25 protein-coding genes are annotated in these 24,297 nt (G+C 55.6%); 12 read left to right on the top strand and 13 right to left on the bottom strand.

Going from position 1 to position 24,297, the window contains the following annotated elements; genetic code table 11:
• Window positions 1-9 precede the first annotated feature (9 nt).
• Window positions 10-636, top strand: coding sequence for an HAD family hydrolase (locus AAC637_RS11845; RefSeq protein WP_340303756.1), 627 nt, complete (start codon window positions 10-12; stop codon window positions 634-636).
• Complete coding sequence (locus tag AAC637_RS11840) at window positions 633-1,556, top strand: ornithine cyclodeaminase family protein (protein ID WP_340303755.1); 924 nt, start codon at window positions 633-635, stop codon at window positions 1,554-1,556. Before AAC637_RS11845 ends, AAC637_RS11840 begins: the two co-directional genes overlap by 4 nt.
• On the opposite strand, the gene AAC637_RS11835 is transcribed toward AAC637_RS11840, so the two are convergent.
• Window positions 1,553-2,800 (bottom strand): MFS transporter, encoded by a 1,248-nt coding sequence (locus tag AAC637_RS11835; RefSeq protein ID WP_445322741.1) that lies wholly within the window; start codon window positions 2,798-2,800, stop codon window positions 1,553-1,555. The genes AAC637_RS11840 and AAC637_RS11835 overlap by 4 nt on opposite strands.
• 129 nt (window positions 2,801-2,929) lie before the next feature.
• Here AAC637_RS11835 and zapE point away from each other — a divergent pair, with 129 nt between their 5' ends.
• Window positions 2,930-4,012, top strand: a complete 1,083-nt coding sequence (zapE, locus tag AAC637_RS11830) for a cell division protein ZapE (protein ID WP_340303880.1) — start codon at window positions 2,930-2,932, stop codon at window positions 4,010-4,012.
• A gap of 63 nt (window positions 4,013-4,075) precedes the next feature.
• On the top strand, window positions 4,076-4,693 hold the full coding sequence (locus tag AAC637_RS11825; protein ID WP_340253618.1) for a TetR/AcrR family transcriptional regulator: 618 nt from the start codon (window positions 4,076-4,078) through the stop codon (window positions 4,691-4,693).
• On the opposite strand, the gene AAC637_RS11820 is transcribed toward AAC637_RS11825, so the two are convergent.
• A complete protein-coding gene (locus AAC637_RS11820; protein WP_340303754.1) occupies window positions 4,690-5,196 on the bottom strand; it encodes a GNAT family N-acetyltransferase in 507 nt (168 codons plus the stop codon). The two genes, AAC637_RS11825 and AAC637_RS11820, sit on opposite strands and share 4 nt — an antisense overlap.
• Before the next feature lie 168 nt (window positions 5,197-5,364).
• Between AAC637_RS11820 and rimP the strand changes: the two genes are divergently transcribed.
• From rimP to infB, 4 genes are read left to right on the top strand one after another with little or no spacing between them, the layout of a single operon-like run.
• Entirely contained in the window at window positions 5,365-5,949 is a 585-nt protein-coding gene (gene rimP, locus AAC637_RS11815) for a ribosome maturation factor RimP (RefSeq protein ID WP_340303879.1), read from the top strand.
• A 6-nt stretch (window positions 5,950-5,955) separates the two neighbouring features.
• A complete protein-coding gene (gene nusA / locus AAC637_RS11810) occupies window positions 5,956-7,551 on the top strand; it encodes a transcription termination factor NusA (RefSeq protein WP_340303753.1) in 1,596 nt (531 codons plus the stop codon).
• A gap of 23 nt (window positions 7,552-7,574) precedes the next feature.
• The gene (locus AAC637_RS11805; RefSeq protein WP_340303752.1) at window positions 7,575-8,213 is read left to right on the top strand and encodes an RNA-binding protein; all 639 of its coding nucleotides are present in this window, start codon (window positions 7,575-7,577) and stop codon (window positions 8,211-8,213) included.
• Window positions 8,210-10,699, top strand: a complete 2,490-nt coding sequence (gene infB, locus AAC637_RS11800; protein ID WP_340303751.1) for a translation initiation factor IF-2 — start codon at window positions 8,210-8,212, stop codon at window positions 10,697-10,699. The genes AAC637_RS11805 and infB overlap by 4 nt, the downstream gene beginning before the upstream one ends.
• A 47-nt stretch (window positions 10,700-10,746) precedes the next feature.
• On the opposite strand, the gene tspO is transcribed toward infB, so the two are convergent.
• From tspO to AAC637_RS11785, 3 genes are read right to left on the bottom strand one after another with little or no spacing between them, the layout of a single operon-like run.
• Window positions 10,747-11,217, bottom strand: a complete 471-nt coding sequence (gene tspO, locus AAC637_RS11795; protein WP_340303750.1) for a tryptophan-rich sensory protein TspO — start codon at window positions 11,215-11,217, stop codon at window positions 10,747-10,749.
• A gap of 18 nt (window positions 11,218-11,235) precedes the next feature.
• The gene (gene crtB, locus AAC637_RS11790) at window positions 11,236-12,258 is read right to left on the bottom strand and encodes a 15-cis-phytoene synthase (RefSeq protein ID WP_340253602.1); all 1,023 of its coding nucleotides are present in this window, start codon (window positions 12,256-12,258) and stop codon (window positions 11,236-11,238) included.
• Complete coding sequence (locus tag AAC637_RS11785) at window positions 12,255-13,844, bottom strand: phytoene desaturase (RefSeq protein WP_340303749.1); 1,590 nt, start codon at window positions 13,842-13,844, stop codon at window positions 12,255-12,257. The genes crtB and AAC637_RS11785 overlap by 4 nt, the downstream gene beginning before the upstream one ends.
• Window positions 13,845-14,015: 171 nt before the next feature.
• Here AAC637_RS11785 and crtA point away from each other — a divergent pair, with 171 nt between their 5' ends.
• Genes crtA through bchO form a run of 4 tightly spaced genes read left to right on the top strand, consistent with a single transcriptional unit; the run spans window position 14,016 to window position 18,311 of the window.
• A complete protein-coding gene (gene crtA, locus AAC637_RS11780; RefSeq protein ID WP_340303748.1) occupies window positions 14,016-14,738 on the top strand; it encodes a spheroidene monooxygenase in 723 nt (240 codons plus the stop codon).
• A complete protein-coding gene (gene bchI, locus AAC637_RS11775; RefSeq protein ID WP_340303747.1) occupies window positions 14,735-15,739 on the top strand; it encodes a magnesium chelatase ATPase subunit I in 1,005 nt (334 codons plus the stop codon). The genes crtA and bchI overlap by 4 nt, the downstream gene beginning before the upstream one ends.
• The gene (locus AAC637_RS11770; RefSeq protein ID WP_340303746.1) at window positions 15,736-17,445 is read left to right on the top strand and encodes a magnesium chelatase subunit D; all 1,710 of its coding nucleotides are present in this window, start codon (window positions 15,736-15,738) and stop codon (window positions 17,443-17,445) included. The genes bchI and AAC637_RS11770 overlap by 4 nt, the downstream gene beginning before the upstream one ends.
• Window positions 17,442-18,311, top strand: coding sequence for an alpha/beta fold hydrolase BchO (gene bchO / locus AAC637_RS11765; protein WP_340303745.1), 870 nt, complete (start codon window positions 17,442-17,444; stop codon window positions 18,309-18,311). The genes AAC637_RS11770 and bchO overlap by 4 nt, the downstream gene beginning before the upstream one ends.
• 52 nt (window positions 18,312-18,363) lie before the next feature.
• Here the strand turns inward: bchO and AAC637_RS11760 are convergent, their stop codons facing one another.
• The 8 genes from AAC637_RS11760 to puhA all read right to left on the bottom strand — a co-directional run bounded on the left by AAC637_RS11760 (window position 18,364) and on the right by puhA (window position 24,275).
• Window positions 18,364-18,807 (bottom strand): c-type cytochrome, encoded by a 444-nt coding sequence (locus AAC637_RS11760; RefSeq protein ID WP_340303744.1) that lies wholly within the window; start codon window positions 18,805-18,807, stop codon window positions 18,364-18,366.
• 91 nt (window positions 18,808-18,898) lie between these two features.
• Window positions 18,899-20,110 (bottom strand): 5-aminolevulinate synthase, encoded by a 1,212-nt coding sequence (gene hemA / locus AAC637_RS11755; RefSeq protein WP_340303743.1) that lies wholly within the window; start codon window positions 20,108-20,110, stop codon window positions 18,899-18,901.
• Window positions 20,107-20,946, bottom strand: a complete 840-nt coding sequence (gene puhE, locus AAC637_RS11750) for a putative photosynthetic complex assembly protein PuhE (RefSeq protein ID WP_317657118.1) — start codon at window positions 20,944-20,946, stop codon at window positions 20,107-20,109. The genes hemA and puhE overlap by 4 nt, the downstream gene beginning before the upstream one ends.
• Window positions 20,943-22,061 carry a magnesium-protoporphyrin IX monomethyl ester (oxidative) cyclase gene (acsF, locus tag AAC637_RS11745; protein WP_340303742.1) on the bottom strand — a complete coding sequence of 373 codons (1,119 nt, stop codon included), beginning with the start codon at window positions 22,059-22,061 and terminating at the stop codon, window positions 20,943-20,945. Before acsF ends, puhE begins: the two co-directional genes overlap by 4 nt.
• Window positions 22,058-22,354 carry a hypothetical protein gene (locus AAC637_RS11740; protein ID WP_317657116.1) on the bottom strand — a complete coding sequence of 99 codons (297 nt, stop codon included), beginning with the start codon at window positions 22,352-22,354 and terminating at the stop codon, window positions 22,058-22,060. The genes acsF and AAC637_RS11740 overlap by 4 nt, the downstream gene beginning before the upstream one ends.
• Before the next feature lie 3 nt (window positions 22,355-22,357).
• Window positions 22,358-22,831 carry a photosynthetic complex assembly protein PuhC gene (puhC, locus tag AAC637_RS11735; RefSeq protein ID WP_340243912.1) on the bottom strand — a complete coding sequence of 158 codons (474 nt, stop codon included), beginning with the start codon at window positions 22,829-22,831 and terminating at the stop codon, window positions 22,358-22,360.
• A 13-nt stretch (window positions 22,832-22,844) separates the two neighbouring features.
• Window positions 22,845-23,483 (bottom strand): photosynthetic complex putative assembly protein PuhB, encoded by a 639-nt coding sequence (puhB, locus tag AAC637_RS11730; RefSeq protein ID WP_340303741.1) that lies wholly within the window; start codon window positions 23,481-23,483, stop codon window positions 22,845-22,847.
• Window positions 23,484-23,513: 30 nt separating this feature from the next.
• Window positions 23,514-24,275, bottom strand: coding sequence for a photosynthetic reaction center subunit H (gene puhA / locus AAC637_RS11725; protein WP_340303740.1), 762 nt, complete (start codon window positions 24,273-24,275; stop codon window positions 23,514-23,516).
• Window positions 24,276-24,297: the final 22 nt, after the last annotated feature.

Raw genomic sequence — 24,297 nt, 5'->3', positions numbered from 1 at the left:
GGTTTGATCATGTCCAAGATTGAAGCGGTGATTTTTGACATCGGCAATGTGCTGATTGAATGGCAGCCCGAGCGGTTCTACGACCGCACCATCGGGGAAGCGCGCCGCCGCGAGATGTTTGCCACTGTGGATTTGCACGGCATGAATGACCGCGTGGATTTAGGTGAAGGGTTCCGCGACATCATTTATGAAACGGCAGAAGCCTATCCTGAGTTTCGCGCGGAAATTCGGATGTGGCATGATCACTGGTTGGAATTGGCAAACCCTGTGATTGATCATTCCGTGATGCTCTTGCGCCGCCTGCGTTCCAAGAATGTACCCGTCTTCGCATTGACCAATTTCGGGATCGAAAGCTTTGCCTATGCGCAAGAGCATTTCGATTTTCTGAACGAATTCGACCACGCCTATGTCTCTGGCCATATGGGGGTGATCAAACCCAACCCAACCATTTATCAAATGGTCGAGGATCATTGCAAAATCGCGCCAGAGGCGCTTTTGTTTGCAGATGATCGCCTTGACAACATCACCGCGGCCAAGGCGCGCGGATGGAATGCGCATCTGTTTACAGCGCCGCACGGATGGGCCGAAGTCTTGGTCGACCATGGCCTTCTAACCAAGGATGAAGCAGGACTATGACACAAACCCCCTTCCAAATCATCGGGCCTGACGCCGAAGCCAAGCTTGATTGGCTAAAACTTGGCGCTGCGTTGGAAGCGGGGCATATGCTACCGCGTGCGGAAATTTCGGATAGTTTTCTCTATCGCGGCAAGGACACGTTGCTTAATCGTGCCGCATGGATAGACGAGCTAGGCCTCTTGGTGAAATCGGCCACAATCTTTCCTGAGAACGCCGCGCAAAATTTGCCCGCTGTGAATGGCGGTGCGGCGCTTTACAGCGATAAGAATGGCCTTCTTGAGGCTTTGGTCGATTTCCATCTTTTGACCAAATATAAGACCGCAGGCGATAGCCTGTTTGCCGCGATGAAACTGGCGCGACCCGAGAGTAAAACCATTTTGATCGTTGGCGCAGGCACAGTTGGCCGCTCTCTGCGCGCGGCATATGGCGCGGGGTTTCCTGAGGCGCGCTTCCTGATCTGGAACCGCAATAAATCGCGGGCCGAGGCCCTTGCCCGCGATTTCTCCAATACGGATGTCGCCGAAAGCCTAGCGGATGCCGTGCAGCAGGCCGATATTGTCACCTGTGCAACCATGGTGACAGAGCCCATCTTGCAGGGTGAATGGCTCAAGGCGGGACAGCATATTGACCTCATCGGGGCCTATCGCCCCGATATGCGCGAGGCGGATGATGCTGCGCTCAAAAAGGCGCGCATTTTTGTCGACAGCCGTGCCACCACGATTGAGCATATTGGCGAATTGAAACGCCCCATCGCGACGGGGGTCATCACAGCAGATGATGTTGTGGCCGATTATTACGACATCGCCTCTGGCACCTTTGCGCGGGGCAATGACACAGAAATAACGCTGTTCAAAAACGGCGGCGGCGCACATCTTGACCTGATGACCGCCGCCTATATCCGTGACGCGGTGAAGGGTTAGGCGGCCAGCGCCCGCTCGCGCAGGGGGCTTTCTTTCACGGGCAAATGGACGATGGCCGAAAGCAGCCCCACGCCAACACCCACCCACCAAACCGTGGTATAGGTGCCATGCAGGTCATACATCCAACCGCCAAGCCAAACCCCGATGAAGCTGCCCAATTGATGGCTAAAGAACACGATACCATAAAGCGTGCCCATATAGCGCAGCCCATAAATATACCCCACAAGTCCTGAGGTGAGCGGCACTGTGGCCAACCACAACGCGCCCATCGTGACCGAAAACACAATCACGGTCAGGGGCGTGATCGGCATTAAAATGAACGCTGCCGCAATAATGGTGCGGCCAAAATAGATGCCCGCAAGCAGGTATTTCTTAGAATAACGTTTGCCCAAATAGCCCGCCAAAATCGTGCCACCAATATTGGTCAAGCCAATCAGCGAGATCGACACAGCCCCAAGCGCAGATGTGGTCGTGATACCCAAAGAATGTAGGAAAGATCCAGGCTCGATCGGGCCGCAAAGTTCGGTCACAAAGGCGGGAAAATGCGCGGTGACAAAGGCAAGCTGATACCCACAGGAAAAGAAGCCGATAAAAATCAGACTGAAAGAGGGATCGCGAAATGCTTTGCCCAAAATCGCGCTCATGCTTTCTTCAAGTTCTGCCTTGGATAGAGGCGCGGGCGCGCGCAGCATGGGAAGGAATAAAAGCGCGGCCAAAATTGCCGCTGCAAAGATCAAAAAGACGCTTTGCCATGGCATCACGGCCAACAGCGCCTCTGCCACAGGCGCACCAAAGACCTGACCTGCAGAGCCCGCCGCAGTCGCAATCCCAAGCGCGAGTGAGCGATGCTCATCCGATGCGGCGCGGCCCACAATCGCCAAGATCACGCCAAAGCCCGTGCCCGCAACGCCAAAGCCCACAAGAATTTCCAAAAGCTGATGCGCGCCAGGCGTAATTGCATAAGCCGAAAACACCAAACCCGCCGCATACATCAAAGCGCCAATGATAATGGCTTTGCGATCCCCGAATTTCTCAGCAATCGCGCCAAAAATCGGCTGCCCCACGCCCCAAGCAAGGTTTTGAATGGCAATGGCCAAAGAAAATTCGGCGCGCAGCCAACCAAATTCGTCTGCTATGGGAATTTGAAAAACCCCAAAACTTGCCCGAATGGCAAAGCTGATCATAATGATAAAACAGCCCCCGATGAGGACGGGGGTGAAAATCGAATTGCGCTGCATCTTCATTTGTCCTGTCAAAGGCCGCAGGCCTGTCATGCTGCGACAGAGATTGCGCCGCAAGCCCAAGGGCGTCAATGCTGATTGCGCACGCAATCCCTCTGGCCAGAGGGGCCAGAGATGTCCTATGAGGCCCTTATGTCGCAACATTTAACCGCCATATACGACACCCGCGTCAGCGAAGGCTTACTGCGCGCAGACCCCGCACAACGCGAGGTTTTGCACAGCTTTGAAGCGTTACGCGAAACGCTTGAGGCGCGGCCAAAATCAGGGCTTCTTGCGCGTTTCTTTCAGGAAAAACCGCAATCTGGCCAACATAGTCGCGGATTTTACGTCTGGAGTGGGGTTGGGCGCGGGAAATCCATGATTATGGATTTGTTCTTTGCACACACGGCGATTAACGGGAAACGCCGCGTCCATTTTCACGCCTTTATGCAAGAAATCCAATCAGCCCTGCACGAGGCGCGCAAAACAGGCACAGATGATGCGTTGAAACCCGTGGCTGAGGCGATTTCAAAAGACCTGCGCCTGCTTTGTTTTGACGAGATGCAAATCACCGATATCACCGATGCCATGATCGTAGGCCGCCTTTTTGAGGCATTGTTCAAGGCAGGGGTGAGCATCGTCACAACCTCCAATCGCCCCCCAAAAGATTTGTATAAGGACGGGTTGAACCGACAGCTATTTGTCCCGTTCATCAAGCTATTGGAGCAGGAATTAGAGGTGATTGAAATGCAATCACCCACCGATTACCGCCAAGACAGATTGTCAGGCGAAACCACCTATTTCACACCCATCACCGCCGCCACGCGCCAAAGCCTTGATAAGATTTGGCACGATCTGACCCATGGGCAGGAAGAACCCCTCGATTTAGAGATCAAAGGCCGCCATGTCGTCATCCCGCATTATTGGGCGGGCATGGCCCGCGCCGATTTCTGGGAGCTGTGCGGCAAACCTTTAGGCGCGGGTGATTATTTGGCGCTCACTGGGGCGGTGAAATTGCTGATGTTGGAAAACGTCCCGCGTCTTGGCATCGACAATTTCAACGAGGCAAAACGCTTTGTCACCCTCATTGATGCGCTTTACGAGGCAGGTATCCGCGTGATCCTATCTGCCGATGATGTGCCAGAACATCTTTACGCCGAGGGCACGGGCAGTTTCGAATTTGAACGCACCGCCAGCCGCCTGCGCGAGATGCAATCGGCGGATTGGGGCCAATAGATCGCGGCAGGGCTTGCAAAAACTGAACTGATCGGTTTACAATGGGGTCAGGGAGTATGCGCCATGAACATGCAAGCACAGACACGCAAAGGTCGAAAATTCGATCAAGTCATTGATGGCGCGCGTAATATTTTCCTAAGCCAAGGGTTCGAAGGGGCAAGTGTCGATGTGATCGCGCGCCAAGCGGGCGTGTCCAAAGCCACGCTTTATTCGTATTTCCCCGACAAGCAGGCGTTGTTTATGGCGGTTCTGAACCAAGAATGCGACCTGCAACGCCGCGCGCAAATGGATATCGAATTTCTGCAGCGCGATGTGCGCGATGCCTTGCACCATTTGGCCTATTCGATGCTTGAATTCCTGATGTCGGACGAAGGTGTCTCGATCTTCCGTGTCTGCGTGGCTGAGGCCCAAAGGTTCCCCGAATTGGGGCGTGCTTTCTATGAAACAGGCCCTTCAACGGCCATGTCCCATGTCGCGGGCTATCTCAGCACGCCAAAGGTGGGCAACATGCTGGATATAGATGACCCGATGAAGGCGGCGGATTTGTTCATGAAGCTGTGCCGTGGTGATCTAATGCTGCGCCGTCTTTTATGTGTCAGCAGCGAAGCAACCCATCAAGAAGTGTCCGAAGCGGCAGATGAGGTGGTGGCTACATTTATGGCACGGTATCGCAAGGGCTAATCTACAAGAGATTTGAACATCACAAGGGCGTCCACCAAGCCTTTGCTTGGATGATCAAAGGCTTGTGGCAAACGGCCCACAATCCCGAAACCTGCCTTTTGCCATGTCGCAACCGCGCGCCTGTTTTCGGAGACGACAAAGTTATACTGCATCCCGCGATAACCTTCGGCGCGGGCAGTCTGGAGCGAATGCGCCAACATCGCGCGCGCAATCCCGCGCCCCTGCGCTGCTGCAGCAGTGATGTAGCCACAATTGCAGATATGGGCGCCGCCGCCCGCCTGATTGGGACGGATGTAATAGGTGCCAACGACCTCACCCCCCTGTTCCGCTATGAACACGGACTTTTCGGGGGCCGTCCAAAAGGCCAAGGCATCGGCCTCGGATATGTCAGGGTCGACTGTATATGTATCACCCGCCCGAAACACAGGCAGCACTAGGGATACAAGCGCCGCATCATCGCGTGCCGTTTTTGGACGAATTGTGATTTCGGTTTTCGCGTTCATGTCGCGCAAATGGCCACGCCGCGCCCCAAAGCGCAAGATGGCAGCTTGCTATAACCCCCGATTCTCTCTATATGACGGATCAACAGGTGCTTGGGGGTCCAAACTCCACGCTCCACCCTAGATGCTTACGCGGGCCCTGTGGCCCGTTTTTTTATGTCCATAGGTCTTATGTCCAACCTGATCGCAAAATCGAGCATTGATCGCCGCATGGCTGAGATCATCACCCCTGTCATCGAAGATATGGGGTTTGAACTGGTGCGCGTGCGCCTGATGAGCGGCGAGACAAAAACCCTACAGGTGATGGCAGACCGCCCCGATGGCGGGATCAATGTTGATGATTGCGCCGATATCTCAACGGCGATTTCGGCAAGCCTTGATGTCGAAGACCCGATTGAGGGGGCCTATAACCTCGAAGTTTCTAGCCCCGGTATCGACCGCCCGCTGACGCGGTTGAAGGATTTCGATATCTGGCAGGGATATGAAGCCAAACTTGAAACAAGCGAAATGATCGATGGCCGCAAGCGCTTTAAGGGTGTTTTGGCAGGGATCGAAAACGATGAAGTGCTTATCAATGTTGAACAAGGTGGCGAGACGGTCACTCTTGGCCTCGATTTTGATTGGCTTTCAGATGCGAAGCTTGTTCTGACCGATGACCTGATCGCCGAGATGCTGCGCCAGCGCAAAGCCTCGGGGGTCATTGACGAAACCCAATTTGATGAAATCACGCAAGAGCCCGAAGAGGCGGAGGACTGAAAATCCATGGCTATTACATCAGCAAACCAACTTGAGCTGTTGCAAACAGCAGAGGCCGTTGCCCGCGAAAAGATGATCGACCCCGATCTGGTCATCGTGGCAATGGAAGAAAGCCTCGCCCGCGCCGCGAAATCGCGTTACGGCTCGGAATTGGATATCCGCGTTTCGATTGATCGCAAGACAGGCCGCGCGACATTTACCCGTGTTCGCACTGTGGTTGAGGAAATCGAAAACCATTTCATTGAAATGACACTGCGCGATGCGCGTGCCTATAAGGCAGATGCAGAAATCGGTGACGAGATCATTGACGAAGTGCCCCCTGTTGAAATGGGCCGTATCGCCGCGCAAAGCGCCAAGCAGGTGATCCTGCAAAAAGTGCGCGAAGCTGAGCGTGATCGCCAATATGAAGAATTCAAAGACCGCGCAGGCACAATCATTAACGGTGTCGTAAAGCGCGAAGAATATGGCAATGTGATTGTCGATATTGGCCGTGGCGAGGCCGTTTTGCGCCGTAATGAAAAAATTGGGCGCGAAAGCTATCGCCCCAATGAGCGCATCCGCTGCTATATCAAAGATGTCCGCCGCGAGGCGCGCGGCCCTCAGGTCTTCCTCAGCCGCACCGCGCCCGAATTCATGGCGGAATTGTTTAAGATGGAAGTGCCTGAAATTTACGATGGCATCATCGAGATCAGGGCCGTTGCCCGTGACCCAGGCTCTCGCGCGAAGATCGCGGTGATTTCCTATGATAACTCGATTGATCCCGTTGGTGCTTGTGTGGGTATGCGCGGCAGCCGCGTGCAGGCTGTGGTGAACGAGTTGCAGGGCGAAAAAATTGACATCATTCCATGGAATGAGGACGCCCCAACCTTCCTTGTGAACGCGCTGCAACCTGCCGAAGTGACCAAGGTGGTTTTGGACGAAGATGCAGGGAAAATCGAAGTTGTTGTTCCTGACGAACAGCTGTCTCTTGCCATCGGGCGCCGTGGTCAAAACGTGCGTTTGGCAAGCCAGTTGACAGGCCTTGATATCGACATACTCACCGAAGAAGAAGAAAGCGCGCGCCGTCAGGCCGAATTCGCCGAACGCACCAAGCTGTTCATGGACACATTGGATTTGGACGAATTCTTTGCCCAACTTCTGGTATCCGAAGGCTTCACCTCTTTGGAAGAGGTTGCCTATGTCGAGCAAGAAGAATTGCTTGGCATTGATGGTGTCGATGAAGCAACCGCAGACGAGCTTCAGGCCCGCGCGCGTGACTATATCGAAGAGCAAAATCGCAAAGCCCTCGAAAGCGCCAAGGCGCTTGGTGTCGAGCAAAGCTTGATCGATTTCGAGGGGCTAACGCCACAGATGCTTGAGGCGCTTGGCCAAGATGGGGTCAAAACGCTGGAAGACTTCGCAACCTGTGCTGATTGGGAATTGGCAGGCGGTTGGACAACCGTAAACGGCGAGCGCGTCAAAGATGAAGGCGTGCTTGAGAAATTCGATGTTAGCCTCGAAGAAGCCCAGAATATGGTCATGTCCGCCCGTTTGGCCTTGGGTTGGGTGACCGAAGAAGACCTTGCATCTGACCAAGAAGACGCAGGCGAAGAAGAAGAGTAAGCCCGATTTCAGGAGCCAAAACCATGTCCCGTGGCGGTGCCACCAAAACCAAAGACACGTCCGAGCGGCGCTGTATCGCAACAGGCGACACAGCGCCAAAGGCGGGGCTGTTGCGTTTTGTGGTCAGTCCTGAGAATGTGGTGACGCCCGATATCCTTGAACGCCTACCAGGTCGAGGCATATGGTGCAGCGCTGATCGCGCGGCGGTGGAATTGGCGGTCAAGAAAAACCTCTTCTCCCGCTCAGCCAAAGCGCAAGTGACTGTGCCAGATGATTTGGTGGGCAAGCTTGAAACCCTGCTTGCGCGGCGCATTGGCGATTTGATTGCCTTGGCGCGCAAATCTGGCGATGCCGTTGCAGGGTTCGAAAAGGTCAAAGATTGGCTTGCCACGCGCCCTGTGCGGGTGCTGCTGCAAGCATCTGACGGGTCTGAACGAGGCAAGTCCAAGCTTTGGACGCCTGAAGGCGCGCGTTACTTCGATTGCCTGACCGCTTTTGAATTAGGTTTGGCATTCGGGCGAGAAACTGTGATACATGGCGCGCTGGCGACTGGCGGACTCGGCGATCGTGTTGTAGAGGAAGCAGCAAAGCTGCAAGGGCTGAGGCCCAAAACCAGCTTGAACAACGGCAAGACCGTTGGGAAGGACAAGAAAGACGCATGAGCGATCAAGACGGAAAAAAACCACTCGGACTATCTGGCGGCGCCCGCAGCGGGCGCGTGAACCAGAGCTTTTCGCGTGGACGCACGAAAACGGTTGTTGTGGAGACCAAGCGCAAACGCGTGATGGTTCCCAAATCGGGTGCAGGCGGCAAAGACGATGGCACTGGTGATATGGAGGGGGGCAACACTTCCGCCAATCCAGAACTCGAACGCCGTATGAAGGCCGTAATGGCCGCCAAGTCCCGTGCGGCCGAAGAAGAAGAACAGCGCCAGCGCGAAGAGCAAGAACGCGAAGAAGAGCGTCTACGCCGCCGCGCCGAGGCCGAAGCCCGCGAACGCGAGGAGCGTGAACGCGAAGAGGCCATCCGCGCCAAGGAAGAAGAAGAGCGCCGCCGCCTTGAGGAATCAAAGGCCGCAAAGTCCCGTAAAGCGAACAGTGCCCCCGTGGTGACATCCCCCGCAGATCTGCCTGATCCTGCGGTCGCGGCTGCCCGCGCGAAATCGGCCGCAGCGCCTGCGCGCCGCGATACGGATCGGGACGACAAGCGCGAGCGCGTCTCGAAGGGTGATCGCGACAATGATGGCCGCCGTTCTGGCAAGCTGAGCGTCAATCAGGTTTTCTCTGATGGCGAAGGCGGGCGTCAGCGCAGCCTTGCTGCCATGAAACGCAAGCAGGAGCGTCAGCGCCAAAAGGCGATGGCATCCCAAGGTGACCGCGAAAAAATCGTTCGCGATGTGCAAATTCCAGAAACCATCGTGGTTTCCGAATTGGCCAACCGCATGGCCGAGCGCGTGGCCGATGTGGTTAAATCGCTGATGCAAATGGGCATGATGGTCACGCAGAACCAATCCATCGATGCCGATACGGCGGAATTGATCGTCAGCGAATTCGGTCACCGCATGCAGCGTGTATCTGACGCGGATGTGGAAGATGTGATCAAGGTCGAAGAGGACAGCCCAACCGAGCTGCAACCACGGCCACCCGTCATCACCATCATGGGCCATGTTGACCACGGCAAGACCTCGTTGCTTGACCGCATTCGCAAGGCAAATGTCGTCTCTGGCGAAGCAGGCGGGATCACGCAGCATATCGGGGCCTATCAGGTGCGCACCGAAAGCGGCGCGCTTTTGACCTTCCTTGATACGCCGGGTCACGCGGCCTTTACGTCCATGCGGGCGCGTGGGGCGAATGTGACGGATATCGTGGTGCTTGTGGTTGCCGCCGATGACGCGGTGATGCCGCAGACCATCGAAGCGATTAACCACGCCAAGGCGGCCAAAGTGCCGATGATCGTGGCGATTAACAAAATCGACAAACCCGCAGCCAATCCTGACAAAGTGCGCACCGATTTGCTTCAACATGAGGTGATCGTTGAGAAGATGTCAGGTGAGGTGCAGGATGTTGAAGTTTCCGCCGCCACTGGCCAAGGTTTGGATCAATTGCTTGAATCCATCGCACTTCAGGCCGAATTGCTTGACCTGAAGGCGAACCCTGACCGCGCAGCCGAAGGGGCCGTCATCGAGGCGCAGTTGGATGTGGGCCGTGGCCCTGTTGCGACTGTTCTGGTACAACGCGGCACGCTGAAACAAGGCGATATCTTCGTTGTGGGCGAGCAATGGGGTAAAGTCCGCGCGCTGATCAACGATCAGGGCGAGCGCGTTAAAGAAGCGGGGCCATCCGTTCCTGTTGAGGTTCTGGGCCTGAACGGCGCACCCGAAGCGGGTGACGTTTTGAACGTGGTGCAAACCGAAGCACAAGCCCGCGAGATTGCGGATTACCGTATCCAAGTTGCCAAAGACAAACGCGCCGCAGCAGGTGCTGCAACAACCTTGGATCAGCTTTTGGCGAAGGCCAAGGCGGATGAAAACGTCAAAGAATTGCCCATCGTGGTCAAAGCTGACGTTCAAGGTTCGGCCGAAGCCATCGTTCAGGCGATGGAAAAAATTGGCAATGACGAAGTGCGCGTGCGCGTTCTGCATTACGGGGTGGGCGCGATCACAGAATCCGATATCGGCTTGGCCGAGGCTTCGGGTGCGCCTGTCATGGGCTTTAACGTCCGTGCCAATGCCCCTGCGCGCAATTCCGCCAACCAAAAGGGAGTGGAAATCCGCTACTACAGCGTGATCTATGACCTTGTGGATGATGTGAAGGCGGCAGCGTCGGGTCTGCTTGGTGCTGAAATTCGTGAAAACTTCATCGGCTATGCCCAGATCAAAGAGGTGTTCCGCGTCTCTGGTGTTGGCTCGGTTGCGGGCTGTCTGGTCACCGAAGGTGTCGCGCGCCGCTCGGCGGGTGTGCGCCTGTTGCGCGATGATGTCGTGATCCATGAAGGCACGCTGAAAACGCTGAAGCGCTTTAAGGACGAAGTCAAAGAAGTGCAATCGGGTCAGGAATGCGGCATGGCCTTTGAGAATTACGATGACATCCGCAAAGGCGATGTGATCGAGATTTTCGAACGCGAAGAAGTCGAGCGTAAGCTCAGCTAAGCTGTTCGGAACATGACAAAAAAGCGCGCCCCGCGGGGCGCGTTTTTTTATGCCGATCCTTTGGCAACCTCAGGGTTCAACCGCCAAACCTCAAAATTCAAAGCGCCTGCAATAGTGACCCAAAGCAGATAGGGCGCAATCAACGCGCCTGCGACCGGATCAAGCGCCCAGAAACTGATAATTGTGCCGCAAACCGCAACCCACAGCGCGCCGAGGATGACCATACCCGCGCGAATGCGGCGCAAGCCAAAGAAAACGGGGCTCCATAACGTGTTCAGCGCGATTTGCAGCGCCCAAAATCCCATCGCATGGCCATTCTCCGCCACCAATGCCACGCGCGCCGCTGCATAGGCGGAGGCGATATAAAGCACTGTCCAAGCAACGGGAAAGAGCCAATTCGGCGGCGTGAAAAATGGCTTTCGTAAATCCCGATACCACGCGCCTGGGGGAAACATCGACCCCGTGGCCGCAGCAGCAGCGCAGGCGGCAAAAAATAATATGAAAACAGACCAATCCATGACGGGTCAGTTAGCGCGTTATGGGTTCGGTTCCAGTATGCGCCCGCGATCTTGCGCCTCTAATTGCGTCAGAACGGATATGACCTGATCACTCCATCCTGTGCGATCTGGTTGCCGCTTGGCGGCGGCATCGACCAAAAATCGGGTTTCTTCCAAAGGGGGGGCATAAAGCATCGGGCTGCGCGGCGCCAAAGTGATGATTGCGGCCTGAATCGCTGAATAGCTGAGCAACCCAAATTTTTGTCGCGCCGTTGTGAAAGCGCGTTGCGTGACACCATCATACCCGCGCCGCGCCACAGCAGCGCCAATCGCATCATAGCAGTGCCGCGCCGCCAAAATCCCCGCACGGCTGATCAAGGGCAGTTGGGACACACCCGCCTCGGAGCGTTCATAAAGCCTGCGCGCCTCAGCCAAGAGCCTGCGATTGATCCGCCGAAGGGCAGGCGAAATACGCGGATCGGAGAGAAAGCGATCAAGGTTAACACCTTCTTCCTCAAGCCAATCTAGGGGCAAATAAACGCGCCCCGCGCGGGCATCTTCGCCCACATCGCGGGCGATATTGGTTAATTGCATGGCGACGCCCAAATCACAGGCGCGCGCCAATGCATCGCCCGAACGCACCCCCATCAACACGCACATCATCGCCCCGACAGCCGAGGCAACCCGTGCCGAATAACCACGCAAATCTGAAAGCGTGTCATAGCGCCGCTCGGTCGCATCCCATGCGAGGCCCTCAAGCAGGGCTTCGGGCAAGGCGCGGGGCATTTCGAAATCCTGCACCACCGCAGCAAAGGCACGATCAGCGGGACAGTCGACAGGCCGCCCACGATAGATACGATCCAACCGATTACTAAGATCAAGAACGGCATGTGCCTTGTTCTGACTGAAATCCACTGCATCATCGGAAATGCGACAGAAAGCATAAAGTGCCAGCGCAGGATCGCGCACAGTGCGCGGCAAGATGCGCGATGCAATATCGAAGGAATGTGACCCTTCGGCAATTGCCCCGCGGCAATAGGCAAGATCCTGATCGTCAATCATTCTGCGGCCATCTTTATCTCATGGCCAGATGAGACGGAGACCGCATCTGGCACCAGTTTTGCCAACACTTCAGCCGATGAAATGACCCCAGGCAAACCCGCCCCAGGATGCGTGCCTGCCCCAACGAGATAGAGACCCTCCGCCTCCTCCGACACGTTATGGGGACGAAAATAGGCACTTTGCAGGATACGCGGCTCGATTGAGAAGCCAGACCCGTTGGGGGAAAGATAGCGACTTTCAAAATCTGCGGGGGTCAGCACCTCGGAGGCGGAAAGATGCGCGCCCAAATCAGGCAAAAGTTGATCTTCCAAAACCTGCTGCACCTTTTGGCGATAGGCTTCGCCCATCTTGGCCCAATCCACAGGATCATCAAACCCCAGATGCGGCACAGGTGAAAGGGCGTAGAACGTATCATCCCCCTCTGGCGCGCAGCTTGGATCAGTCACCGAGGGGCGATGAACATAAAGGCTCATATCTTCGCTAAGTTTGCCTTTGATAAAGATATCTTTGACCAAACCACGATACCGCGGGCCGTTGAGGATCGTATGATGACCCACATCCGCCCATTTGTTGCGCGTGCCGCGTGTTCCGAAATACCACACAAAAAGACCCATCGACCAACGCGCGCGGGTTAATTTTCCATCCGTCCAACGGCGGCGGGGGCGATTGCGCATCAAATGCTTATACGTATGACCCGCATCCGCGTTTGAGACGACAATATCCGCCGCAACAGTCTCGCCCGTGGCAAGGCGCACACCAGTGGCGCGGTTATCGTGAAAGGTGATTTCATCCACAACGTGATGAAAGCGAAGCGCGCCGCCTTGATCCTGAACAACGCGGGCCATGGCCTTAGCAATCGCGGCGACACCGCCCATCGCATAATGGACACCGAATTCTTTTTCGAGATGGCTGACCAAGATATACATCGAGGTCACGTTAAACGGATCCCCCCCGATAAAGAGCGGATGGAAGCTAAACGCCATCCGCAGTCGTTCATCCTTAAACCGCTTTGCCGCATGCGCATAAACCGAGCGATCCGCGCGCAGCATGCCGAATTTCGGCAAAACCTTGATCAAATCCCACAGCTTGTGCATGGAACGGCGGCCAAGATCTTCGAACCCAAACCAATAGCGCGCGGCGCTGTCCTGCAAGAACCGCTGATAGCCCTTGGCATCTTGCGGCGAAAGGCGCGCCACTTCGGCGCGCATCGCATCGGTGTTTTGGCTGGCGGTAAAATGTGACCCGTCAGGCCAACGGATTTCGTAAAATGGCTCAATCGGGCGCAGATCAACATCCTGATCGAAATCGCGCCCGCAAGCCGCCCATAATTCCCGAAACACTTGCGGCACGGTGACAATGGTCGGGCCGAGGTCAAAGCGATGCCCGTTTTGGTAGAGCGCAGAACCACGCCCCCCCGCCATATCCAATTTATCAATGACCGTGACGCGATAGCCCTTCGCCCCCAACCGCATGGCCGAGGCCAATCCCCCCAACCCCGCCCCAATCACAATCGCATGGGGGCGAGCATCGCCCGCATTTGGGGCAAAGCCTGATCGAGGATCGCTATGCACTCGGTGGTCATCCATCATAGGCCCTATCGTAAACTGTCTAGTTTAATTTACAACATGAATTCACAGCCAAAGCTGATCACGAATAACAGCGCACCAATAAAACAAAAGAAATCATGGAAATATATTGTTTTCTTTCCTTTATTGGCTAAATCTGTCACTATAAGTTGACAGATAAAAAGATCGACCATGCAATCTGTAACGCTAAGCTTATTTCGATTTGGAACCGTCTCCGCACGGATGTGGGCCTTTGCCCAAATGGCAACGGCACGATTCGCCTTGCGCCGTGAGGCGGGGATCGGGTTTTTCAAATTGCTTGGCTCAGGCACGGGTGAGGGATTTACGCCCATTCCGAATGTTTCGGTTTATGCCATCCTTGCCACTTGGCCCGACCATGTGACCGCACAATCTCAGATTGCAAAAAGTCCAACCTTCCGCCGCTATCGCGCACATGCAGTCGAAGATTGCACCCTGTATCTCACCCCCAGCACAGCGCGGGGGAAATGGGGTGGGCAAGCGCCGTTTGTGACCGATGCTGTGCCAACAAACGGCCCAATTGCGGCGTTGACCCGCGCCACGGTAAAGCCCCTAAATGCGCTGCGCTTTTGGCAGCGCGTCCCCGATATTTCGCAGGTCATTGGCGATGATCCTAACGTTCTGTTCAAGATCGGCGTTGGCGAAGTGCCTCTCCTGCATCAGGTCACGTTTTCAATTTGGCCAGACACACAAACCATGGCGCGTTTTGCACGCCATGACGGCCCGCATGCCCGCGCCATAAAAGCCGTGCGCGATGGCGCATGGTTCAAAGAAGAACTCTACGCCCGCTTTGCCCTAAAAAATATCGAAGGCACGTGGGAGGGCGGGTGTCCCCTGCAATCCCATATCCCGACCTATGAAAGGCCCATTATATGAGCCACGCTTTTCCTTTTTCTGCCATCGTAGGCCAAGATACGATGAAACAAGCCATGCTTTTGACCGCTATTGATGCGGGTATTGGCGGCGTTTTGGTTTTCGGGGATCGCGGCACGGGGAAATCAACCGCTGTGCGAGGCTTGGCCGCTTTGCTGCCTCCGATTGCGGCGATAAAGGGGTGCCCTGTGAATTCTGCCACTGAGGCGGACATACCTGATTGGGCCAATGTTGCGGATCGCGAGGTGGTCGAAAAACCCACACCCGTGGTCGACCTGCCGCTTGGCGCAACAGAGGATCGTGTGGTCGGGGCCTTGGATATCGAAAAGGCGCTCGCCAAAGGTGAAAAGGCCTTTGAAGCAGGGCTTCTTGCGCGGGCCAATCGCGGCTATCTCTATATTGACGAGGTCAACCTGCTCGAAGATCACTTGGTCGATCTTTTGTTGGATGTGGCGCAGTCTGGCGAAAATCTGGTCGAGCGAGAGGGCCTCTCAATCCGCCACCCTGCCCGATTTGTTTTGGTGGGTTCGGGCAACCCAGAAGAAGGCGAATTGCGGCCCCAACTTTTGGATCGCTTCGGCCTTTCAGTCGAAGTGAAAAGCCCAAAGGATATCGACACACGCATTGAGGTCATCAAGCGCCGCGATGCCTTTGATCAAGATCATGCCAAATTTGTGAAATCATGGGCGAAATCGGATGAGGCGATCCGCAAATCCATCATTGCCGCGCGCAAGCGCCTGTCAAAAATCCGCACAAGCGATGCGATCTTGAAGGATTGCGCCGCCCTGTGCCTTGAACTTGGGTCAGACGGGTTGCGCGGCGAATTAACCCTTTTGCGCGCCGCCCGCGCGCAAGCCGCGTTCGAGGGATCCTCCGAAATCACACGCGCGCATTTGCGGGCCGTTGCACCGATGGCGCTGTCACACCGCTTGCGCCGCGACCCGCTAGATGAGGCAGGCTCCACCACGCGCGTGATGCGCACAGTTGAGGCTGTGCTGCCATGACACCAGCACAGGACAGATGGGCCAGTTTCAATCTGGCCATCGCCCTGTTTGCGATTGATCCCGCACCCCTTGGGGGTATTTGGCTTCGGGCCCGCGTTGGCCCCGTTCGGGATCGGATTATTCAGGCTCTAAACAAGGCGTTAGAAACTGATTTCTTTCCGCGTATCCATCCAAATATCAGTGATGAGGCCCTGTTTGGCGGGTTAGACCTAAGCGCAACCTTGGCAACTGGGAGCCCTATTCAAACAGAGGGACTTCTCAACAAGGGCGGCACAGTGATCCTGACAATGGCCGAACGTGCCGAATCCGCGCTTTTGGCACGATTGGCGGGGGCGTTGGACGCTGAGACGGGCTTGTCGATTATTGCCCTAGATGAAGCCGCCGAAGAAGGCGAAGGGTTGGGGCATAGCCTCAGTGATCGCCTTGCGCTGCATCTGCAGCTTGATGCCATTCCACAATCGGCGGCGCAGGAAATGGAATTTGACAGCGCAGCTTTGGCCGAGGCGCGTGCGCGCTTACCCAATGTGCAACATGCGCCTGACGATTATCGTGATCTCTGCTTGGTGGCTGAGGCGCTTGGCGTCACATCCTTGCGCGCCGTTCAGCACGCGCTGCGCCTTGCCTGCCATTCAGCAGCCTTGATGGGGTCGGATCAGGTCGAACAGGCGGACTTGCAACTGGCTGTGGAATTGGCCCTTGCCCCACGCGCCACGCAAATCCCAGAACCAGCCCCGCCTGAACAAGCGCCCCCACCACAACCACAAGAACCAGAGGCGCAAGAAAACCCGTCCGACCCCGAAGATCCGCAAAAGGAGGGGGAGGATCTTCCCCCCTTTGAGGCGTTGATCGAGGCGGCAAAGGCCATGCTTCCGCCCGACCTCTTGGCACGATTGGCAGCACAGCGCGCCGCACGGCAAAGCAAGGGCAGCTCAGGAACGGGCAACCGCAAGAAAGGCAATCACCGTGGCCGCCCCGTTGCCTCGCGCAGTGGCGAATTGGGGGGCGGCGCGCGGATTGATTTAATGGCAACCTTGCGCTCCGCTGCCCCATGGCAAGGGCTGCGCGCCCAGACGGCAGCGCCCAAGCCGCGCGGCCTGCATATCCGCAAAAGTGACATCCGCGTAAAGCAGTTTGAACAAAGCTCTGACAGGGTGATTATCTTTGTGGTGGATGCGTCTGGCTCTAGCGCGATGTCCCGCATGGCCGAGGCCAAGGGGGCGATTGAGTTGATGCTGGCAGAGGCCTATGCGCGGCGCGATCATGTGGCCTTGGTTGCGTTTCGCGGCGCAGGTGCGGATATTTTGCTGAACCCCACGCGATCCCTCGTGCAGACCAAACGCCGCTTGCAAGACTTACCAGCTGGGGGGGGCACACCGCTTGCCGCAGGGCTGAAATCGGCCCTTGATCTAGCGGTTCTCACACGTGGAAAGGGAATGACGCCGTCCATCGCGGTTCTGACGGATGGGCGCGCGAATGTCAGTCTGGATGGCAGCGCAAATCGCGCGCAGGCAGGCGAAGATGCGCAGAATATGGCAAAGGCCCTGCGCGGTCGCGGTGTTCCCGCGATTGTCATCGACACAGGGCAACGCCCAACGAGAGGGCTGGACGATCTGGCCAAGGTAATGGGCGCGGCCTATTTGCCGCTTCCGCGCGCAGATGCCAAATCCCTCAGCGCCGCTGTCGAGGCGGCATTGCCAAGCGCATGAGCGGGCTTTCGGATATTCCAAGCAACTGGCCATGGCGCGCCCATAGCCAAATCATCGCATCCCATCCCCATCGGTGGCATGTTCAGATTATGGGCACAGGCCCTGATCTGGTTTTGATCCATGGCGCAGGCGCATCTACGCATTCTTGGCGGGCCATGATGCCACTATTGGCACAAACTCATCGCGTCATTGCCTTTGATCTGCCAGGTCAGGGCTTTAGCCGTGCTGGCACCCGCAGTCGGTCATCCCTGTCCTTAATGGCGCAAGACGTTTTGCGGTTGCTGCAGGGCCAAGGCATCACGCCCGAGGTGATTATTGGCCATTCTGCGGGGGCCGCGATTGCCTTGCAGCTGATGCTGCTTGCGCCTGATACTGCGCAAGGGGTCGTGGCGATTAACGGGGCGCTTGAGAATTTCTCTGGCGCTGCGGGTTGGCTCTTTCCGATCATGGCAAAAATGATGGCGATGAACCCGCTTACGGGGCTTTTCTTAGGCTCGGGGATGAGTGACCGCAGGCTAATTGCGATTCTGCAAACAACAGGCTCAGAACCTGACGCGGAAACCTTGGGCCATTATCGCGAATTGATGCGCAGGCGCGCACATATCGAGGCAACTTTAGCAATGATGGCGCAGTGGGATTTAGAGGCGCTGCACCGCAGCCTTCCCCACATCACTGCGCCAATCCTGTTCTTGCATGGCGCTAAGGATCAAGCAGTTGCACTAGAGGTCGCCAAGCGCGCCCAAGGGATGGTGCCGCAGGGCACCATGAAGGTGATTTCGGATGCAGGGCATCTTTTGCCTGAATCACATCCCGCCGAGGCGGTTGCTGCGATCGCCGACTTCGTCCAATCGCTTCGCAAAAAATGAAAAAGGGCAGATTAATATCTGCCCTTTTCAATGCCGTCACAAAACGATGCGGTTACTGCGCCGCAAGGCTTGCGAGATATGCATAGACGTTTTTCGCGTCATCTTCGTTACGAGCACGGAACGCCATAGCGCTGCGTGCGCGGTTGTCACCGGTTGCTTCTCTCAAAAAGGCGGTCGGGTCTTGCACATAAGCCACAAACGCCTCTTCCGTCCAAACAACCCCTGCTTCACCTGCCGCGGTGATAGATGGAGAATAACGGAAATCTTCGATCGAAGCCGCAGGACGACCTGCAACGCCGTAAAGATTTGGGCCTGTGCGGCCATTGCGGCCTGCCAGAGTTTCACCTGCATCGTTTGCCACCACGTGGCAGGCGACACATTGATTGAAGACACGCTCACCTGCAGCCGCATCACCCGATGCGCCATGGCCATCCGCGAAGGCGGACGTTGCAGCGCATAGTCCTGCGACTGCTGCGATGATTGCAGATTTTTTCATGGTTCTCTCTCCCTCGGTTAAAGGTAACCGCTCAGCAACCTAGCCCTTTTTCAAGCCGCTCCAAGGGCAATTTACAGAAAACTTGTCACATCTACGCGACTGCATGCGAAACAGCGCATTGTTTCCAGAGTGTTTTCAGGGCCAAAACGAGATATTCGATGTCCTCATCCGTGTGCAAAGGGCCAGGGGTAAAGCGCAGGCGCTCGGTGCCTTTGGGAACTGTAGGATAATTGATTGGCTGCACATAAATGCCGAATTGTTCCATCAAAATATCCGACAGCATTTTGCATTTCACGGGGTCTTTCACCATCACAGGGATGATGTGGCTGGCATTGTGGACATGCGGGATGCCTTCGGCATCAAGACGGGCGCGCAAACGGGCAACTTGGCGTTGCTGCATGTCGCGCTCATAGCTTGAGTTTTTCAGATGATGAATCGAGGCGCGCGCGGCCGCCGCAACGGCAGGGGGCAGCGCAGTTGTAAAGATAAACCCGCTGGCAAAGCTGCGGATGAAATCCACCAATGCATGGCTGCCCGTGATATAACCACCAACCACACCATAGGCCTTGCCAAGCGTGCCTTCGATCAAGGTGATGCGATCCATCAGCCCTTCGCGCTCGGCCACACCGCCGCCGCGCGGGCCATACATGCCGACCGCGTGAACCTCGTCAATATAGGTCATCGCGCCGTGCTTTTCCGCCACTTCAACAATCTCGCGGATCGGCGCAATGTCGCCATCCATCGAATAGACCGATTCAAACGCGACAATCTTGGTCGCATTGGCGGGCAATTCTGCCAATTGCCGATCCAAATCAGCGACATCGTTGTGCTTCCAAACCCGCTTTTCGCATCTTGCATGACGGATGCCCTCAATCATGGAGGCGTGGTTCAACGCATCCGACAAAATCACCGCATTCGGAAGACGGCTGCCCAAAGTCGACAGGGCGGCCCAATTTGAAACATAGCCCGAAGTGAACAGAAGGGCCGCTTCCTTACCGTGCAGGTCAGCCAATTCCGCCTCGAGCAATTTGTGGTGATAGGCATTGCCCGAGATATTGCGCGTGCCGCCTGCACCCGTGCCGCAGGCCTCGACTGTATCGATCATTGCCTTGATCACATCGGGGTGCTGGCCCATGCCCAAATAGTCATTCGAGCACCAAACAGTGACTTCTTCTTGACCTTCGCCGTGATTTTGGACGCGGGGGAAATCTCCACATTTGCGCTGCAATTCTGCGAAGACGCGATAATTGCCCTCTTGTTTCAGGGTGTCCAACTGGCTCTGAAAGAGTTTGTCAAAATTCATCGCACGTCCTCATTTTGCAAAATAGCGATCTGGGGGCCGTCTTGGCCATTGCTTTGGCGAGACGGAAGCATCCACCGCCACAGCCGTTCATCGGGAAGGGGTAGAACCATGAACCAATGCTCTAACAAAGCGAGCATGGTCAGGGCTGCCAATAGAGCGAAACCAATCTCTTGCGACATGGTTTGCGCGCTCCAAATCCGCTCCATCCAACAGGCCGCGGCAAAGCTGAGGCCCGTGATCGAGAGTGGAAACAGCCAATTCATCCGCGCGGTGCGAAAGTGACTTGGCAAATGGTTCAGGGGTTCGGGAATGAATTCCACATTGATTTTTCGCACCCCAAGATAAAGGTTCAGCTTGGCGCTGATCCGCGCGAAAAACAGAATTGCGAATGTCCACATCCCAAAGGGGTTCACCGCATCAAGGCTAAACAGGATCATCGTCACCATCATGAACACCAACAGAAGTTCATGATAAGCAATGGTGCCCCATGCGCGGATAAAGCGTTCCCACTCAGGAACCCCATCCCTCAGGCGGTTGCGGTTGGGGCCTGTGATGACACCCGTCAAAAAGGCAAGCTCGATCCACCCCCAAAGCGCGATGGCAGATAAAAACGCCACATAAACCCCTGCTAGGCTCTCGTCATAGCGGGATTCCAAGAACCCAACCGCCCCCAAGATCAAAAAGGGCAGGTTCATCAAAACGGCCCAAATTCGGGCCTGACGACCTGCCTGATCTGCGCGCCGCACAACCAAAAGGATTGCCCCTGTGGAAAACCACCACAGGAACAAGGCGACCAAGGCCGCCACCCAAGGATTATGCAGCGCAGCCGCGATCAATAGACAGGCTCCATCCGCGTGCTCACAGGCACGGCATGAGATTTGGCAGGGATCGTATACAGCGCCACAAAGGCCAGACCCGCACGAATGCTGGCGCCAATTCGCTTGAAGAATTTGCCATGCGCCTTGGCATCGGCCAAATCCGCATTGGCGGCTTGCAAGGCCGTCAGACCTTTCTGCCAACGGGGATGATCAATGTCCAAAGTGATTGGGAAAATCTGCTTTGAGATGTCACTGGTTTTGCGGAACACTTCGTGGCCATACCAATCGGTATCTACACCCAAAGCCTCGTGAAAAGCGGGGCGTTGGTGGTCGCGCACATACATCGTTGCGAACACGGCAGTGAGGAAGAATTTGATCCACAAAACATTCACGCCACGCGTCAGCTTGGGGTCAGTCTTCATCAACAGCGCGAATGCCTCGCCATGGCTAAACTCATCATTGCACCATTCCTTGAACCATTTGAAAATCGGATGGAACCGATGTTCAGGATGCGCTTCAAGATGACGGAAGATGGTGATATAGCGCGCATAGCCGATCTTTTCGGACAGATATGTCGCGTAATAGATGAATTTCGGCTGGAAATAGGTGTATTTCTTGGCTTGCGTCAGAAAGCCCAAATTCACCGCAATCCCAGCTTCCCGCAGCGCGTCATTGATAAAACCTGCATGGCGGGCTTCATCACGGGCCATCAACTGGAACAATGTGGTGATGTCCTCATTGCTGCCGCGCCGTTTCATTTCTTTGTAGAGAACACAGCCCGAGAATTCGGCCGTGCAGGAGGAAACAAGGAAATCAATGAATTCCTTTTTCAGCTTTGGCTCCATCCCATCCCAATCGATGTGATCCCAATCTTCGTTTTTCTTGAAATGGCCCTTATTGGGGTCGGATTTCATTTGATCAATCAGCTGATCCCAATCGCTGCGGACTGATGAAACATCAATCGCATTCAATTCGTCAAAATTGGTCGTGTAAAACCGCGGGGTCAAAAGCGTGTTTTGCATCGCAAGCGCGGTTGCGCTTTCACTATCAACCACTGCTTGTTCGTAATTGCGTGCCGCCAAAGCGTCTTCAACGGTGGTCGCATCTGCGGAATGTTTTGCTTGGACATTCATAGCGAAACCTCCTCTGAGAAACTAAATTCGCACAGCTCCATGAACTCGAAATCACCTGTCATTTTTGTCCAAAGCTGTTCGATTTTGCTGGCGCGGGTGATCGTGGCGGTGCGGGTTTCACACACCACTTCGCCATAAGGCGCCATCACCGGCGCGCCATGCACCAATACCTCGTCACCTGGATTAATGGTTGCGCCGTTCAAGAATTTCACATGCGCGTGCAGGCTTTCGAATTTGTGGCTCACCTCAACCTCGCAAGGGGCCGTTTCGGTCGTTCTGGTCATCCATCCCATGGGTCATTCCTCCATGATGCGGGCAAAAACCCGCTCGTTATCCGCGCCAAAGCCATAAAGCTCGGTGCGGAAATCCGTCAGATCATCGCGTAGGGCAAGGCGGCCATCAGCCATCCGAACCAAACGGATTGGATCGCTGCCAGATGCGCCAACAGCGCCGCGGCGGCGTTCAAGCACGCGATAAATCCCCGCGACAAAGCCACCTTCCTCTTTGCTCAAGGTGACAATCACATTGCCTTCGGTATCCATCACGCGTGCTGATCCATCCATAGAGCCGAAAATCTGGATCAACCGCTCTTCCACAACAGGCAGTTCATCCGCGGATGGGGGCATTGCCGCGAGCGGGCGATCCGTCAACTTGGCATAGGTCACGATGACAAGAACGCTCATGCACAGCACAAACATTGCGCGCACTAGAACCTTGGGCACCATTTCGCGGTCACGTTCGACCAGTTTATCTTCAGGGCTCATTGCCATAAGCAGATCCCCCTTATTCTGCCGCAACCGCGCCACTTGGCGCAGGATCACGTTTGACAACGGGTTGGCTGACCACGGTTTCTGCCGCCTCAGACAGGATCGCAGCCACGTTTTGCGCATCAGGAATGCAACGCAACGCAGGTTGGGTGTTTTTCATCACCCATGGCCGCACATGGGGCCATGTATTCAAATAGGATAACCGCACATTGGATGGCATCAATTCCAAGGCAATCGTGCCAGTCCCATCTTTGCGTAATCCCAAATTCGCATTGGCCACCTGACGGTAGGGTAGGTTCAACGTCATCGTCAAAGCCGCACCAATCCGCATGGCAACACGGCGGTTTGTGATGGTGTAAACCGTTGCTTTGGCTTGGACATAGGCCACACCCAAAAGCAGAACCGCCACAATCGCGCCAAGCACCAAGAAGAAGGATGCAGCAATCGCACTTTCGGCCCATGAGGTGACGGCAGCCCCAGATGTGGTGCGCCAAGCGAAGAGGAATAGGAAATATCCAACGACCCACCAGAAACTCAGCGCATCTTTCGCCAGAGCAAACCAATGGGGTGCGCCCTGCCAAAGAATTTCTTCTCCAGCAGGGGGCTTTTCGGGCAAACCACGAACAGGCTCGGTCTGAAAGTCGTCATGTGGCATGGGTCGTCCTCCTTTAGAGGTGGTAAGAAATTACAAAAGCGGGTCTGTCCGCTCTTGGGAGGCGTAGAGCGTGCCGCCACCGTAGAAGCCTGAAATTTTATCTTCCTCAAGCAAGGTCACTTGATTGGGTGACTTGGTGGCAGGGACTTTGGTGAACTGCTCTGCAAAGATCGAATTGACGACAACGCGGTCAGATTTGATCTTGGCCATCTGGATCGGAACCAAGCGGGCGGTTCCATCAGCAACTTCAACCTCAAGATACCGCACCAATTGCTCGGGCGCATCGACCCACATATCGGTCACAGTGCCTGCTGCAGCGCCATCCCCCGCGATAACCGTAAGGCCACGCGGATCACGACCCGCTGAAACGCGGTAATCGTCCATCTGCCCCATAGGGACAATTTTTGGATGACCATGGCCGTCCAATTCGGGCAGGTCACGGCGCTTTGCCCAGCTTGCAGGGCCAACACCATCAACCATTGGATCGCCAGTGGGCTCAAACGGATAGCCATTCGCAGCATTGGTCTGACGCAGGGCCAGATTGTCACGCGCTTGCACATCCTTGCCTGGAACAGTGACTTCACCGCGGCCATGCATCAGTTTGAATGTCTTTTCCTTTGGCAAAGGAAAAGGTCCCTGATTGGCGGCAACGCTGCCATCATCATTTTCCAGCGGATAACCTTCCCGCATATTTTCAGTTTGCAGATAGTAAATCAGTAGGGCGAAGAAGACCCAAAACAGCCAAATAGACAGGCTGGCCAGATCAAAATTGCCGAAAAATGCATTTTCCATGGATTTTATCCTCCTAGGTTCG

This window comes from Roseobacter sp. HKCCD7870, from assembly GCF_037830315.1.
Taxonomy (GTDB): Bacteria; Pseudomonadota; Alphaproteobacteria; order Rhodobacterales; family Rhodobacteraceae; genus M30B80.
This window is presented reverse-complemented; position numbering and strand designations above follow the sequence as displayed.

Bases quoted from the DNA above. Each gene is read 5' to 3' on its own strand.
- infB (WP_340303751.1), top strand. From the start codon at position 8,210: ATGAGCGATCAAGACGGAAAAAAACCACTCGGACTATCTGGCGGCGCC.
- AAC637_RS11805 (WP_340303752.1), top strand. From the start codon at position 7,575: ATGTCCCGTGGCGGTGCCACCAAAACCAAAGACACGTCCGAGCGGCGC.
- puhA (WP_340303740.1), bottom strand. From the start codon at position 24,275: ATGGAAAATGCATTTTTCGGCAATTTTGATCTGGCCAGCCTGTCTATT.
- zapE (WP_340303880.1), top strand. From the start codon at position 2,930: ATGTCGCAACATTTAACCGCCATATACGACACCCGCGTCAGCGAAGGC.
- AAC637_RS11845 (WP_340303756.1), top strand. From the start codon at position 10: ATGTCCAAGATTGAAGCGGTGATTTTTGACATCGGCAATGTGCTGATT.
- bchO (WP_340303745.1), top strand. From the start codon at position 17,442: ATGAGCGGGCTTTCGGATATTCCAAGCAACTGGCCATGGCGCGCCCAT.
- AAC637_RS11770 (WP_340303746.1), top strand. From the start codon at position 15,736: ATGACACCAGCACAGGACAGATGGGCCAGTTTCAATCTGGCCATCGCC.
- puhC (WP_340243912.1), bottom strand. From the start codon at position 22,831: ATGGCAATGAGCCCTGAAGATAAACTGGTCGAACGTGACCGCGAAATG.
- acsF (WP_340303742.1), bottom strand. From the start codon at position 22,061: ATGAATGTCCAAGCAAAACATTCCGCAGATGCGACCACCGTTGAAGAC.
- AAC637_RS11785 (WP_340303749.1), bottom strand. From the start codon at position 13,844: ATGGATGACCACCGAGTGCATAGCGATCCTCGATCAGGCTTTGCCCCA.
- bchI (WP_340303747.1), top strand. From the start codon at position 14,735: ATGAGCCACGCTTTTCCTTTTTCTGCCATCGTAGGCCAAGATACGATG.
- puhB (WP_340303741.1), bottom strand. From the start codon at position 23,483: ATGCCACATGACGACTTTCAGACCGAGCCTGTTCGTGGTTTGCCCGAA.
- AAC637_RS11820 (WP_340303754.1), bottom strand. From the start codon at position 5,196: ATGAACGCGAAAACCGAAATCACAATTCGTCCAAAAACGGCACGCGAT.
- hemA (WP_340303743.1), bottom strand. From the start codon at position 20,110: ATGAATTTTGACAAACTCTTTCAGAGCCAGTTGGACACCCTGAAACAA.
- AAC637_RS11840 (WP_340303755.1), top strand. From the start codon at position 633: ATGACACAAACCCCCTTCCAAATCATCGGGCCTGACGCCGAAGCCAAG.
- tspO (WP_340303750.1), bottom strand. From the start codon at position 11,217: ATGGATTGGTCTGTTTTCATATTATTTTTTGCCGCCTGCGCTGCTGCT.
- rimP (WP_340303879.1), top strand. From the start codon at position 5,365: ATGTCCAACCTGATCGCAAAATCGAGCATTGATCGCCGCATGGCTGAG.
- AAC637_RS11740 (WP_317657116.1), bottom strand. From the start codon at position 22,354: ATGGGATGGATGACCAGAACGACCGAAACGGCCCCTTGCGAGGTTGAG.
- AAC637_RS11835 (WP_445322741.1), bottom strand. From the start codon at position 2,800: ATGAAGATGCAGCGCAATTCGATTTTCACCCCCGTCCTCATCGGGGGC.
- AAC637_RS11760 (WP_340303744.1), bottom strand. From the start codon at position 18,807: ATGAAAAAATCTGCAATCATCGCAGCAGTCGCAGGACTATGCGCTGCA.
- nusA (WP_340303753.1), top strand. From the start codon at position 5,956: ATGGCTATTACATCAGCAAACCAACTTGAGCTGTTGCAAACAGCAGAG.
- AAC637_RS11825 (WP_340253618.1), top strand. From the start codon at position 4,076: ATGAACATGCAAGCACAGACACGCAAAGGTCGAAAATTCGATCAAGTC.
- crtB (WP_340253602.1), bottom strand. From the start codon at position 12,258: ATGATTGACGATCAGGATCTTGCCTATTGCCGCGGGGCAATTGCCGAA.
- crtA (WP_340303748.1), top strand. From the start codon at position 14,016: ATGCAATCTGTAACGCTAAGCTTATTTCGATTTGGAACCGTCTCCGCA.